This window comes from Tissierella pigra (assembly GCF_009695605.1).
Classification (GTDB): domain Bacteria; phylum Bacillota; class Clostridia; order Tissierellales; family Tissierellaceae; genus Tissierella; species Tissierella pigra.
On record NZ_VUNQ01000003.1, the window covers coordinates 99086 to 112554 of the forward strand.

The window sequence follows — 13469 nt, forward strand, 5'->3', positions numbered from 1 at the left end:
AACTTAGATATAATACATATTTAATAATCACATACTTCCTTACTCATTATATATCTGCTATCAGCAATATTTTTTACAACTTTATATCCATTTCTGCGATATAAGTTAATAGCACCTTGGTTATTTATAAATACATATAAAAATATATCTTTATTTTTTTCCTTTGCAATTAAATCAATATGGTTCAAAACCTTTGTTCCAATGCCTTTTCCTTGAAATTCATCAAAGATAAAAAAATCGTCAAGTTCAAGCTTCCCTTCTTCATCATGCAAGTAATAATAACCTACTTTAATATCTTCAAAGTAAATACATTGATAATTTTCTATATTCTTTTCTATCTTGTTCCTAATCCAGATAAAGATTTTTTTAAAATCAAGATTCAAATTAGTTTCATATTTTTCAACAAGTTTTTTATTTAACTCAAATACTTTATCAATATCAATATCTGTTGCATTTTTAAATCTTATGTTCATATCTTGCCTCCATATCTAATACAAATATATATTATTTCTTCACCTTTTCTACCCACTACTTACATTTTTATGCTCAACTTATTTTATAACACTTATCCATCATCTCTTAACTCTCTTAAAAAGTAGCAAGAATAAGAATAGAATATTTACTATTAGTCATTTTGTATTAGTGGTTTAGTCATATATACCATCCCTGGAGCATATCCAAGTTTTTGGTTTAGTGCTAACATATTGCTATTGTTGTAATGCACTGTTGTTTGTATTGCTTTAATACCTTCACTTCTGCACCATTTCTCCAATAGTGTTTTTAGATTTGTGGCTACTCCATGTCCTCTATAATTTTCTGTAACATATAAAGATAAAATCATAACAGTATCTTTAGGTTCTTCTTGCTTATATGCCCATATAAATCCCTGTACTTTCTCATTATGGTCTTCTGCAATGGCAAGGAATAAATCTTCTTTTTTTGTATCTAAAATTCTTTGTATAGTTTCTTCTATATCTGTCGCCGACGCTTTATGATCTGGTCTCCATAACTTTGGTGTTAGGTTATGCCATTTTGCAACTTGTATTAAAAGTGACTCTAATTTTTTATCAGTATAATCTCCATCAAGTTCAATTTTTCTATAGTTCATCATCAAATCCTCCTATCAATATTATTTATATGATTTAATTTAATTAATTGCTTCAACTAAATTAACATTAATCATCTTGGTTACTTGACTTATAAATCAATCCAATATCTCTGAATAACCTCAGAAAAAGTTTCACTAAACATTTCATTCTCTAACATTCCATTATTATTTTGAATAACTTTAGCTGATGCAATATTAATTTTATCACATGTAATTAATACTCTATCTAGATTTAACTCTCTACATTTCTGTAAAGCTAATTTTAACATTATAGTTCCATATCCCTTTTTTCTTTCTGTAGGTCTAATAGAATAACCTATATGACCTCCTTCATTTAAAAGAAACTCATTTAATTTATGTCGTATATTAATCATTCCAATAATTTTATTGTCTGATTCTCTAATAAGAAAATAAGTACTTGCAGGTACTTTTTCTTCTGGGATATTTGGTAAATCCAAATCTTCTTCAAGTTTTAGCAACCATTCACCATAATTATCATATCTATATAATCCACCTGTTCCATAGGTTTTCGAATTATATTCTGAGAATTCTTTCATAAATTCAAATGCTTCTTTTTCATGTTCCTGTGAGGGAATTATCAGTTTTATATCGGTCATTTTATCACCTCTCCAATTTATATATAGTCTATTGCTTAATAATTTGTTGTTTTCTCTTAAATAGTTAATCTAAATAGAGTTAATCCTTATTTATTAATCTATTGTAGGTATCTAACACTTCAATCATTTTCTCGCTACTGCCCCCATGGTCTGGATGATGTTTTTTAGCTAACTCTCTGAACTTCTTCTTTATATCATCAACAGAAGCTCCTGGAGATAATCCAAAATAATCTAAGACGCTGGGATCTTGAATTTCATCAAAGTCTAGTCCCATATCTTTGTACTTTCGAAAATATACGCTGTAAAAGTATTCTTCAAAAATCTCCTTCAATTCTTGCTTATGAAAATTAAGTAGTTTAGAAATAGGATACTTAACCGTCACATCATCAACTAATTTTGTTGAAAAATATTCATCCCATACATATTTTTTAGAAAACTCCTTCCCAACGTACTCAAAACGAATTTTATCTTCAATCTTTTTCAATTGTCTTAGCTTACGTTTCAACTTCCCCACATCCATATAAACCACTTCCTTATTTAGCTTTTAAATAATACTACTAAAACCTCATCTCCCTTCATAAAAAACATTAATCTTCACTTATAATCTAATTCTAAAATTAGAGTTAAAATTATATATAATACTATTCTCCATAACATCTAGTATCAAATTTATATATATTTCTTTATCTGAATCCAATAGCATTATAGCAACTCGACATAGGTTACTTCAATTCTATTGCCATCTCTATTATTGAATCCTGATTCTCATCCATAATCTCTATGGTAACTTTATCTACAATAGTCTCAAAAGTATGATTTATATCCTTTACCTTAAGAATCGCTACTTCATAATCGTCCCCACTGTTGATTTTTCCTACTGTCATATGAGGATGGTATCCCCCTCTTCTCAACCACTGTGGTAAATAAGGCTCCAATATACCTGTATAAAGTTTTTTATGATAGTAAAAATATAATACATAATTCTTTACCAATTTATCTGCCCTCATATATCAAATCAATATATCCTACTTAAATGCAACAATATCAAACACCCTTGAACAATATTCTTTACCATTTAACATATCAATGATATACTCATTTTTATAAGTGTTCATTTCATTAAATCTTCTAAACAACTTCTCTAACTCTTTTAAATCAGTATAATGGTGAAGAACCCCTTCTTCTCCCTCTCTAGATCCAATAAAAGTATTTTCTTCTATAAATTCTCCTAAACCATATGATAAGTCATCCTTTGATAACATATCACAAATTAAACAACCATCTGGTTTTAACACTCTATATATTTCCGATACTCCCCTTTCAATATCCTTAAACTTCCCATGATGTAATACTGATGTACAAATAACTACATCAAAAAAATTATCTTCAAATAAAATATCTTTAAAACTAAAATTATAAATATGTACATTGGATACATTCTTACTATGTAGCTTGTTTTTTAATATGTCTGTTGACTCAGTAGCAATATCTGAGGAAAATATTTCAAATCCATACTGAGCAAAAAATAGAGAGTTTCTTCCAGTTCCACAGCCTAAATCAAGTATTTTCTTATATTTCTTTTTATTAAATATACTTATAGAATTCTTAATCATATTTGATAAAGATATTTGATACTCTCCAGCTATATTTTCTATAGCAAGTCTTTCACCATTCCATTTATCTTTTATAATATTCAAAATAATCACCTCATATCAAATTTCTTAAAATTAATTATAACTCCAATTTAACTTTTAAAATTAAATTTTCTTAGCCATTAATTATTCTATAAATATTTCAATATTCCTTCTTTTTATAAATCATGACCACCCGTAAAACGGGTGGTTTGCTCTAGCCCTATAAGGGCATGGTACTTGCTGTGTCTCAAGACACATTGAAAGGTCTGCCAACCGCTTTGTTTTCTCAAGCAACCCCTAAAGGGGTTTTTCTTGTATCTAGTTTTTTATTTTTTCCCCAGTGAATGGGTCTACAAACTCTTTCATGCTTAATTGGTCATATGCTATATCCTCTTGTAATTGTTTCTTTATATACTCTTCTATTACCTTTTTATTTCTACCTACTGTACTCACATAATATCCTTTACACCAGAAATGTCTATTTCCATATTTATATTTTAAATTGGCATGTCTATCAAATATCATTAAACTACTTTTTCCTTTCAAATATCCCATAAAACTTGATACACTAAGTTTTGGTGGAATAGTTACTAGCATGTGTATATGGTCTTTACATGCCTCTGCTTCTATTATTTCTACTCCTTTATATTCACATAACTGTCTTAATATCTTTCCGATATCTGTTTTTATTTTCCCATAGATTATTTGTCTTCTATACTTTGGTGCAAAAACTATGTGATATTTACAATCCCATTTGGTATGTGATAAACTATTATTATCCATTATGGATGCCTCCTTTGATTAAGTTTGGTTGGTCAGACCTAACTTTATTATATCAAAGGAGGTTTATTATTTTCTGTTCACCGCTAAAAGCTCTTTGGAACCACCCGCTTAGCGGGTGGTATTCAGAAACAAATAAAGCATCTGATTTTTTCAATCTAATGCTTTATTTCATATATTAGATATGATTCTATTCGCCAATTCCTTGTATTCCAATGTATATATCCTAATGATTTCATCAATATTCCGTTGTTCATAACTCTAATCATATTCAATCCTCCTTATTTCATTACAAGTAGCTTTCTAGCAAATGCTCTAGCTCCATTTATTGCATCTCTAGTCTGAAATGATACTATATCATCCTCATCCCTTACTGAATACATACCTATGTAATTTAAATTGGAATGTTCACATAATCTTTTAATTCCAGTTTCAAAAGGACCTGCACCATATTCTACATCATATCCATGTGTTGTAATTATGGCTAACTTTTTACCTTCCCATAAAGAACCCTTGGCACTTCTATAAAATTTATTAAGTCCAAAATGACGATCTAGTAAAGCTTTCATTGGTGCTGTGCAATACCATGAATATATTGGTGTGGCCAATACAATGCAATCAGAAGAAATTATTTCCTCCATGATTTCTAATACATCATCATTCTGCACACATCCATAGCTACCATTGACCTCTTGACAAGCATAACACCCTATACATGGCAAAATGTTTTTTTCTGCCAAAGGTATATACGAAACATCAACTGTATATTCTTTTAACTCTTCTAAAAATGGTTTTAATAATTCAACTGTATTTCCATTTTGTCTAGGACTTCCCATTAACACACAAAATTTCATCTTCATTATCTCCTTTTATCTAACCATTGTCTTTAAGGTAATTGTTACTTAAGATATTATTTGATTTTATATGATGTTCTAAAATTGTTACAATAACTCTATCAAGTCTTCTAACTTAAGTATTTCATTATCGGGTTTAATATAAGTATTATTTATAGTCAAATCCCTATTGAACCATATTCCAGTTAAACCTACTTTCTGTGCTGGTTCAATATCATTTTTAAGATTATCTCCTATCATTATGGCTTCTTCTGGACTAACTTTCATCCTATCCATGGCAATTTCAAATATTTGTTCTTTAGGTTTGCATATTTTCAAATAATAACTAAAGGTAAATATATCTATATATTTTGCTAATTGAACCTTCTCAAAGCAATTAATCATAACTTCATCATAAAGGCTTGAATTTGAAATAACTCCAATTCTATATCCCTTTTCTTTAATGCTTTCTAATGTTCTATGAATATTTTCTTCAATCCATATATTATTTCGATATTCTGTATAAAATGTATCCATTGCTTTTATACATATATCTAAATCCAAATATACATTATACTTTTTTAAAAAACTATTTAAATAGTATTCTACTTCATATTCTGTATGATTAATTTTTCTTAAGGGCATAACTTTCTTCCATACATCAAAGAAATTCTTTTTTACATCATCAAACTCAATTTTACAATTATATTGCTTAAGGAATTCTGTAAGATACTTTATTCCAATAGTATCCTTTTCATCATCAGTTTTTCCAAAATGAAAATGTAATAATGTATTACCCATATCAAAGAAAACTACCTTTGAATTCTTTATCATAATTAATTCCCTCCAAAATGGTACTATTCAATCTGATTTCCCTTGATTTACATACTTAATTTGTTGAAAAATTCATTGACTTCTTTAATTTTTATATCTTTTATCTAGCATGATACTAATACTTCTTAAAATTAAATCCTAGTATTTCTATATCTTCATCTTTGTCCAAATTTTTATCATAATTCTTTCTCAGCTGGATTAAATTTAAATGATCGAAGCCAAAATCACTATATAGCTTTATTGCTCCTGTATTTCTTGGTATAACATCTACAAATAAAGCTACTACTTTCTTTTCAACCATTAATTCGTCTAATTTTTGCATGGCATATTTTCCAATTCCTTTATTTCTATATTGTTCTATTATAAATAAATCCTGTAACCATGCCACATCTTGTCCACCAAATTTAATATAAAAGAAACCTACAGGCTCATTGTCTAAAAATATATTGTACACTATACCCTCTTCTATCCAATATCTAAGAGTTTCTTGTGACTGTTCATCAGTTTGCCAATATTCCCTTGGTGCATTATTCAGTTCTCTATGGTAATTCATTAGGTCCGTAATCATCTTTGAAGTAATTAAAAATAAATCATTGGATATTTCTTTAATATAAATATTCATACTTTCTATCTCCTATCCTCTTACTATTCTTTATCATTATTGTCCTTTAGTTCCATAAGAAATTAATAAGCAAAGTGTCCTTAATGCTAAAGCATTCTCAAGATTATCCATAAAATAGTTTCTGATTCCCAGCTCTGATTGAATGTATATTTCTGCTTCTGATCTTGTTAGCCCCCTATTCATAAATAATTTAATGATATTCTCTTTCCTATCATCAGATAATTCTATATCCCAATTATTTGCTTTGATTAAAGAATCAATTAATTTGTTATATCTATCTTTATTTCCATATGGATTAATAAAATTGACCTTATCATTTAATCGAACATCTATATTTTTCAAACCATATTCCTGCATATAGAAGGGTATTTTCATGCCTATTGAATAATCCCTTCCTTCTAATTCAAGTTCAATTTTCCATAACTTTTGCATGGTGGAGGTTTTATTGCCTAAGCTATAATCCATTCCATGAATATACAACCCTGTATTTTCAAATTCCCTATTCACTTCAATACATACTACTAGTCCACCACATGAAACAGAATCGATCATTTTCTTTAAAATATCTTTTGGATTAGGTAAATGTCTTAGTAATGCTTGGCAAATTGCCATATCATACTTTTCTTTAACATCAAATGTATTTATATCGCTTTTAATAAACTCCACTGAATAATCACTATCTTTAAAAAATAGCTTTGCTTCATCTATAAGTTCATCACTTATATCAATACCTGTATATACACTTCCAGTTGGCAAGATTGGAAGCAACATCATTCCCAAATATCCATAACCACATCCAAAATCTATAATCTTTATAGGTTTAGTTATATTCCATACATTTTTTACTAGAAACTCCAGATAATCATAATTCCAAAACTCTACTCTAGAATTTTTTAAATAATTAAGTTGCTTATTCCAATGTTCTTTACTATCAGTTCTTCTTGACTTGTATTCTCTATTTTTTAGTGGCTTTAATCCGAGAATTTCATCAATCGATACCTTAAAATACTCTGAAATCTTTGGTAACAATAATATATCAGGCATAGTTATACCATTCTCCCATTTACTTATTGATTGAAATGATACCCCTAGAAAATCTGCTAACTCAGATTGAGTTACTCCTTTATTTTTTCTTAGTTCAGCTATTGTTAACTTAACAGTATTCATATAAAATCCCTCAATTCATATTTTATAGTCAAGCTTCTATTTATATTTTATAAGCTTAGCTAATTAAGAACAATAACTTCATTGTGGAATAAATTCTCCTCCAGGTTGAAATATCATCTTGAAATTATCTGGTATTGTCTCTAATTTTCTAACTTAATTTTCTTCTCCCCTACAATCCCGTCTTACCTATAACTATCTTTTCACTACTTAAATCCTTCTTTCCATAACTTTAATTTTCCAATTTCTTTCAGGATGGATTGTACTAGTAACCTCTTTTACAACCTTAAACCCCAAACTTATCCAAAACTCGAATGCTTTTCTATTTTCATTTAAAACACCTAATCTGATTCTATTAAATCCTTGGTTTTCTATATTTGTTATAAATTCTTCTATAAACTCTCTTCCATATCCATTTCTATGAAAATTTCCGTCAACCATAAATAATCCTATATATATTGTATCTTCGTCTGGATAATTGACTATATAGTCTATCACACCAATATCCACACCATTTAATTTTATTAGTTTATAGCTTTTATTCTCCAAACATGAGTCCGGAGGTGTCCCATTTTTATCCTCAATAACAGATTCCATTGAAGGTTTATTATTCATGGAAATCTGGAAGTATTCTTGATTTGTATTATAAATTTTAAGCACTTTTTCAAATAAGTCCTCCTTAACTGTTTCTAATATGAATTTATTCATCATGCTTACCATAATCCTTCCCTCTTTCTCCTTTGCTATATCTTAGATTCTTTTGTTCTAAATCTTTAATAATTATAGAACTGGTTTCCTCTATATAAATTCTAATATCATCATAATCAAATAATAATAAATCTAAGTCATCATATCTTGTATTAAAATCATACTCCAACTCGGATTTAAGCTCTGATATTTTTTTAGAATGGATTTCTAATATTTCAACGTCTTCAAATACAACATTCATTTTTAGGTTATACTTGTCTCTTATTATTTGATTTAATCTACTATAATCATGATAGTAATTATCTTGCTGATATATTCTTTTTTTCCTATTCTCATCACGCATATATTTGATGTATATATTCTGTATCCACAATTCATCTGCAATTAAGTGACAATAATATCCAAGATACAAATCATCATATATTTTATCTTTATACTTCTGTAAGAACTTATTATAATCATAATACTGATAATTAAAGTCCTCGGAATCCTCATAAGGTTCTCTTTCAATTCTAAAATGAGAGATATCCTTTGCCTCTTTAGTATTTTCATGTAAATCTGGCAATAGGTTACCTAAATTAAATCTCATAAAATCTAAACTAAAATGCTCTGATACTATTTCTGAGATAGCTAAGTGTATAATTCTTGATGCCATTTGTTTTATACCTCCTTATCACTAGGATAAAGAATTATTAGTTGTATCTACAATATTAAGGAACTAATTACTTTAATTTCCACTATATTAAATATTCGATAAATTATCCTATATTCCTCTATTTCTTATAAATCTTTTCTAAAAAATTGTAAATCAAATACAAATCTAATGAAAAAAGAGATTTCAATATCTATATTAAAATCTCTCTTGAAAGTTTATATAATTATAAATTTCAGTTAGTAAGACCAGTCAATTTATATTGTATACTTAAATATAAGTTCACCATTTATATCTTTTTCATTTATATATTCAAATCCAATACTTTTATATAATTCATATGCTATTCTATTTTCTTCAATTATACTTAAATATACAGTATTTACTCCGTATTTTTTTGAAACTATTTCTATAAGATTTAACATCGCTGTTTTTCCATACCCCTTACCTTGATACTTTCTATCTATCATTATCCTATCAATCCAAGTATCTCTATTAGGCCCAAAAGATCCATACATGGCAAATCCAATAACCTCATCATCATTGTAAATAGCCACTGGACACCATTCCTTATATTCATTAGCTTCTCTCAAACATTCTTCTACAGTTTCAATAAATCCCTCTTGATTAGGATTTAATTTTATATTTCTGACCATATCTTCATTAGTTTTGTTAATATCTTTGAAAAGTATATTCATTACTTTATTTCATCTCCATATTATCTACAAGTTCTATAGCTTCTAACTCAATATTGAATTTATCATTTCCCATTATTTCATCTGCTATTTCCTCTGCATCTAGTAAAGTTGTATCAAGATAGTATGTCCTAGTATAATTCATTTCCTTAAACTCATTTAATAATACAATAGAACGTTCTCCCATTTGGCAATCTAATTTCCGCATTTTATCACGTCTCATTAAAGTTTCTTCATTAGCCATTAAAACAGATAATTTTATCTTTGTGTTTTGAAATTTATCTTTTATATACTCTATATCTTTAGGAGTACATATATAGTTAAAAACTACATCATATTTTCTGTCTAAAAAATTCTCAATTAAGTCTATACAATTCTCCCAAAATATTTCTAAATGATTGCCTTCAAGCCATGGCTTCACATAGCCACCACATACTAAATGATAAATATCATCTCCTTCTATTAACGCTGATTTTTCTTTTCTTTTGGCTATGATTCTAGAAATTGTTGATTTTCCTACACCTGCTGGACCAGTTATAATATATAGATTATTCATTTTTCCTCCTTCGCCATTACATAATCTAGGTTAACTATAGACTAAGACCTAATTCTTTAAATAAAATATTCAACCTATCCTTCTCTTTTTCAATAATTGGAAGATTAGTATTATATAAATAATGCTGAAGTACATCAGCATCTTTAAGTAACTCACAATAATCATTATCTATATCTTGTTTATTACTATGTGTAAATATCGAACTACAAATAATATCAATTTCTTCTTCACTAAATATATTAATATCATTTAAAATTTTTCTTGCTTCAATAGAGCCTAATTTTCCATGGTCTATACTACATCCGGTTTTATAAGTCCAAATGTCATGAAGCATTCCTGCCACTGAACATAATTCAACATCCAAGCCTCTTTTTAATGCAAGTAAACTGCAAATATCAGCTACACCATATAAATGAACATAACCACAACGCCTTTCCTCTAAATCCAATTGTTCCATTAATATTTTATCTACAACTTTACGAACTTCTTCTAATCTATTCATAAGCTCCTCCTTCGATTATTGGCTTTATTTAATTTCAATAATAATCTATCTTAACTATATTCTACAAAACTTTCTTAGTACCTCTCTTTTAGTATATATTTTAAAAAATAAAATGAGAATGGTTAATATCTATATCCATTCTCATTTTAGATTCTAAGTTGGAATTCTAAACTCTCCTAAACTTAAAATACAGAACTTTTATATATTTTTAATAAAATCCATATTTATTTTATCTATATTAACTTTTGGAATACCTAAAGTCCTATTATTAAATTCACCATGACAGTCTGAACCTGCTGAAATCATCAAATTATTTTCTTCACAAAACTTTATATAATAATTTGCATCTTGTATGTTTTTTAAATATGGAGAATAGCATTCAATACCTGAAATTCCATAGTCCTTCCATTCCTCCAAGACTTCTAAAGACAGCTTTTCTCCTCCTTGATATGCACTAGGATGAGCCAAGAATGAATGTCCTCCTGCATCCCTAATTATTTTGATTATTTCTTTTGGATTCTTAAAATATAATTTTTCATTACTTGATTTTATTATTTCAAAATAATCTTTAAGATTACTAACTATATTCTTATCTAATAGGTAATTTAATGATTCCCACCCACCTTTACTCCTATTGTACTCATAGGAGTAGTAGTCTTCAATATCTTTTATTTTATTTATCTTTTTTGTATATTGGATAACTCTAGTATTGAATTCCATTCTCTGCTTTTGATTAAACTCCAGTAACTCATTTAATTTTCTATCTTCATAGTCAAAATCGTATGCAGTTATATGATATTCTTCCCCATTATATGTACATGAAATTTCTACACCAATAACATAATAAATATCTTTTGGAATAATATATAACATCTCTACACTGTTCTGGATAGTGTCATGATCTGTAATGGAAAATAATTTTATATCGTTCTTTATAATAAGTTCTAATAATTCCTCAACAGTCCATGTTCCATCTGAGGCTGTAGTATGAATATGCATATCAACCCGATAATCCCTTTCAATCATATTATTCATCTCCTTTTCTATTTATATTTTACTGGCTGAATAACATTTACTATGAAAACTCAGATCTATAAATTTTCCTAAACAATAAATTCCTTCCTACTCAATATAAATATTTAAAAGTTTTACTTCATTCGTTTGGCAATTGGATGATCTTCGTTTAGCTCTAACAAATCCCATAAGTTACCGTATAGATCTTTAAAAACAGCAACGGTTCCATATGGAGCTTCTTTAGGTTCTCTTACAAATTCAATCCCTTTTGCCATCATTTCATTATAATCTCTCCAAAAATCATCTGTATTCAAAAATAAAAATACCCTTCCTCCTGTCTGATTTCCAACAAACAACTCTTGTTCAGGTTTTGATGCTTTTGCCAGTAATATTGTTGTCCCAACTGAACCTGGAGGAGACACAACTACCCATCTCTTATCTTGTTCTGGCTGATAAGTATCTTCAACCAATGTAAAGTTTAACTTCTTAGTATAAAACTCTATTGCCTCATCATAATCTCTAACAACTAAGGCTATATGCACTATTGATTGGATCATGTTATTAACGCCTCCTATTTATTTTAATTGCATTATATAAAAATACATTCATCCTGTAACGTTATCTCTCTGACCTAGTAGAGCAATGGATTCTCACAACTATACTAGTTATCCCTTAATATCTTGACCTCCTCTACTAAATTTCATCATTTAACCACTTTTCTAATTCAGGCATCATATCTGCATAATATCTAATGACCTTAATTGTTCCCATTACTTGGTCAGTCCCTATCTGCTGTTCTTCCATATCTGTACATTCAATCCATAAGGACCGCCTTAAATTATATTCCAACCATCCAAGTTTTCCTAAAAATCCATTTATCAAAACCGTTTTCCAATTTGCTTTTAATATTCCATATCTCTTTTTATATCCGTCTATAAATGCCATAAACTTTTCCTTGTGAATATTTCCTATTTCATCTTCAGCCCAATAGATGGCCGTTTCAACCAATTCCTGCATAGGATTTATATATCCTGCTGCTTCCCAGTCAATAACAATAGGATTATCTTGACTCCACATAACATTCTTGGGGTCTAAATCCCTATGGCTAATAACCATATCTGCCGAAAGTAACATTGCTGATTTGTTTGCCAAGTCATTCCAGTCATAGAGATTATCAGAAATTTCTTGCAGTTGACTAGCCCATTCTGCGTTATTCTCTTGCCCCCTTTTCAAATAATAATTCCAATCTACTAACTCTCCATTACCAGACCAATCATTAGCTATTCCCAATTCAGAAAAATTCGTCATATGTATATCAGCAATAATAGTACCTATTCTTTCACAATGAACTATTCTGATTTCATTAGGTTTCAAACTTTTCCCTTCTATCCAATCGAAAACAAGATAGAATTGATTATCTATTTCCTGCATGGAAATACCATTAATTTTTTTTGCTGGAAGAGCGGGTATATTATTTGATGCAATATTGGCAATTTGCTCTGAATTAATAAAGTTTTTCGTTGCCGTAGGTCTAAGCATTATTTGAGGATTTAGTGCTTTAACTACATATTTTCCTTGTGTGGTTTCAATAAAATACATTCTGTGTAGAAGTCCACCTGTTATTGCTTTAGGAGAACCAATTATATGGCCCAAACCTAATATATTGCATAACTTTTCAAATTGTATATTATACTGTGCATTCATTCCCTTGTCCTCCAGTTTATTCCTTGTATAGCTTTTTTAAGTACAT

The 13469-nt window shown here is 28.6% G+C and carries 19 protein-coding genes; all 19 read right to left on the reverse strand.

Going from position 1 to position 13469, the window contains the following annotated elements; translation table 11 throughout:
* Positions 1 to 20: 20 nt before the first annotated feature.
* A complete protein-coding gene (locus FYJ83_RS02630) occupies positions 21 to 473 on the reverse strand; it encodes a GNAT family N-acetyltransferase (protein WP_154438785.1) in 453 nt (150 codons plus the stop codon).
* 152 nt (positions 474 to 625) lie between these two features.
* The gene (locus FYJ83_RS02635; RefSeq protein WP_195837901.1) at positions 626 to 1108 is read right to left on the reverse strand and encodes a GNAT family N-acetyltransferase; all 483 of its coding nucleotides are present in this window, start codon (positions 1106 to 1108) and stop codon (positions 626 to 628) included.
* An 89-nt stretch (positions 1109 to 1197) separates the two neighbouring features.
* Positions 1198 to 1725, reverse strand: coding sequence for a GNAT family N-acetyltransferase (locus FYJ83_RS02640; protein WP_154438787.1), 528 nt, complete (start codon positions 1723 to 1725; stop codon positions 1198 to 1200).
* A 79-nt stretch (positions 1726 to 1804) separates the two neighbouring features.
* Positions 1805 to 2245 (reverse strand): J domain-containing protein, encoded by a 441-nt coding sequence (locus FYJ83_RS20420; RefSeq protein WP_326828283.1) that lies wholly within the window; start codon positions 2243 to 2245, stop codon positions 1805 to 1807.
* Positions 2246 to 2447: 202 nt separating this feature from the next.
* Positions 2448 to 2717 (reverse strand): 2'-5' RNA ligase family protein, encoded by a 270-nt coding sequence (locus tag FYJ83_RS02650; protein ID WP_154438788.1) that lies wholly within the window; start codon positions 2715 to 2717, stop codon positions 2448 to 2450.
* Between the two features lie 33 nt (positions 2718 to 2750).
* A complete protein-coding gene (locus FYJ83_RS02655; RefSeq protein WP_154438789.1) occupies positions 2751 to 3422 on the reverse strand; it encodes a class I SAM-dependent methyltransferase in 672 nt (223 codons plus the stop codon).
* 255 nt (positions 3423 to 3677) lie between these two features.
* The gene (gene tnpA / locus FYJ83_RS02660; protein WP_154438790.1) at positions 3678 to 4142 is read right to left on the reverse strand and encodes an IS200/IS605 family transposase; all 465 of its coding nucleotides are present in this window, start codon (positions 4140 to 4142) and stop codon (positions 3678 to 3680) included.
* Positions 4143 to 4420: 278 nt separating this feature from the next.
* The gene (locus FYJ83_RS02665; RefSeq protein ID WP_154438791.1) at positions 4421 to 4993 is read right to left on the reverse strand and encodes a flavodoxin family protein; all 573 of its coding nucleotides are present in this window, start codon (positions 4991 to 4993) and stop codon (positions 4421 to 4423) included.
* 87 nt (positions 4994 to 5080) lie between these two features.
* Complete coding sequence (locus tag FYJ83_RS02670; RefSeq protein WP_154438792.1) at positions 5081 to 5806, reverse strand: HAD family hydrolase; 726 nt, start codon at positions 5804 to 5806, stop codon at positions 5081 to 5083.
* 115 nt (positions 5807 to 5921) lie between these two features.
* The gene (locus tag FYJ83_RS02675; protein WP_154438793.1) at positions 5922 to 6428 is read right to left on the reverse strand and encodes a GNAT family N-acetyltransferase; all 507 of its coding nucleotides are present in this window, start codon (positions 6426 to 6428) and stop codon (positions 5922 to 5924) included.
* Between the two features lie 36 nt (positions 6429 to 6464).
* Positions 6465 to 7595, reverse strand: coding sequence for a helix-turn-helix domain-containing protein (locus FYJ83_RS02680; RefSeq protein ID WP_154438794.1), 1131 nt, complete (start codon positions 7593 to 7595; stop codon positions 6465 to 6467).
* A gap of 207 nt (positions 7596 to 7802) precedes the next feature.
* Positions 7803 to 8312 (reverse strand): GNAT family N-acetyltransferase, encoded by a 510-nt coding sequence (locus FYJ83_RS02685; RefSeq protein WP_154438795.1) that lies wholly within the window; start codon positions 8310 to 8312, stop codon positions 7803 to 7805.
* Positions 8293 to 8955, reverse strand: coding sequence for a hypothetical protein (locus tag FYJ83_RS02690; protein WP_154438796.1), 663 nt, complete (start codon positions 8953 to 8955; stop codon positions 8293 to 8295). Before FYJ83_RS02690 ends, FYJ83_RS02685 begins: the two co-directional genes overlap by 20 nt.
* Positions 8956 to 9209: 254 nt before the next feature.
* Positions 9210 to 9650 carry a GNAT family N-acetyltransferase gene (locus tag FYJ83_RS02695; RefSeq protein ID WP_154438797.1) on the reverse strand — a complete coding sequence of 147 codons (441 nt, stop codon included), beginning with the start codon at positions 9648 to 9650 and terminating at the stop codon, positions 9210 to 9212.
* Between the two features lie 4 nt (positions 9651 to 9654).
* The gene (locus FYJ83_RS02700; protein WP_154438798.1) at positions 9655 to 10203 is read right to left on the reverse strand and encodes an AAA family ATPase; all 549 of its coding nucleotides are present in this window, start codon (positions 10201 to 10203) and stop codon (positions 9655 to 9657) included.
* A gap of 34 nt (positions 10204 to 10237) precedes the next feature.
* Positions 10238 to 10705 (reverse strand): HD domain-containing protein, encoded by a 468-nt coding sequence (locus FYJ83_RS02705; RefSeq protein ID WP_154438799.1) that lies wholly within the window; start codon positions 10703 to 10705, stop codon positions 10238 to 10240.
* 198 nt (positions 10706 to 10903) lie between these two features.
* Entirely contained in the window at positions 10904 to 11731 is an 828-nt protein-coding gene (locus FYJ83_RS02710; RefSeq protein ID WP_195837902.1) for a PHP domain-containing protein, read from the reverse strand.
* A 122-nt stretch (positions 11732 to 11853) separates the two neighbouring features.
* Entirely contained in the window at positions 11854 to 12276 is a 423-nt protein-coding gene (locus tag FYJ83_RS02715) for a VOC family protein (protein WP_154438801.1), read from the reverse strand.
* 136 nt (positions 12277 to 12412) lie between these two features.
* The gene (locus FYJ83_RS02720; protein WP_154438802.1) at positions 12413 to 13423 is read right to left on the reverse strand and encodes a phosphotransferase; all 1011 of its coding nucleotides are present in this window, start codon (positions 13421 to 13423) and stop codon (positions 12413 to 12415) included.
* Positions 13424 to 13469: the final 46 nt, after the last annotated feature.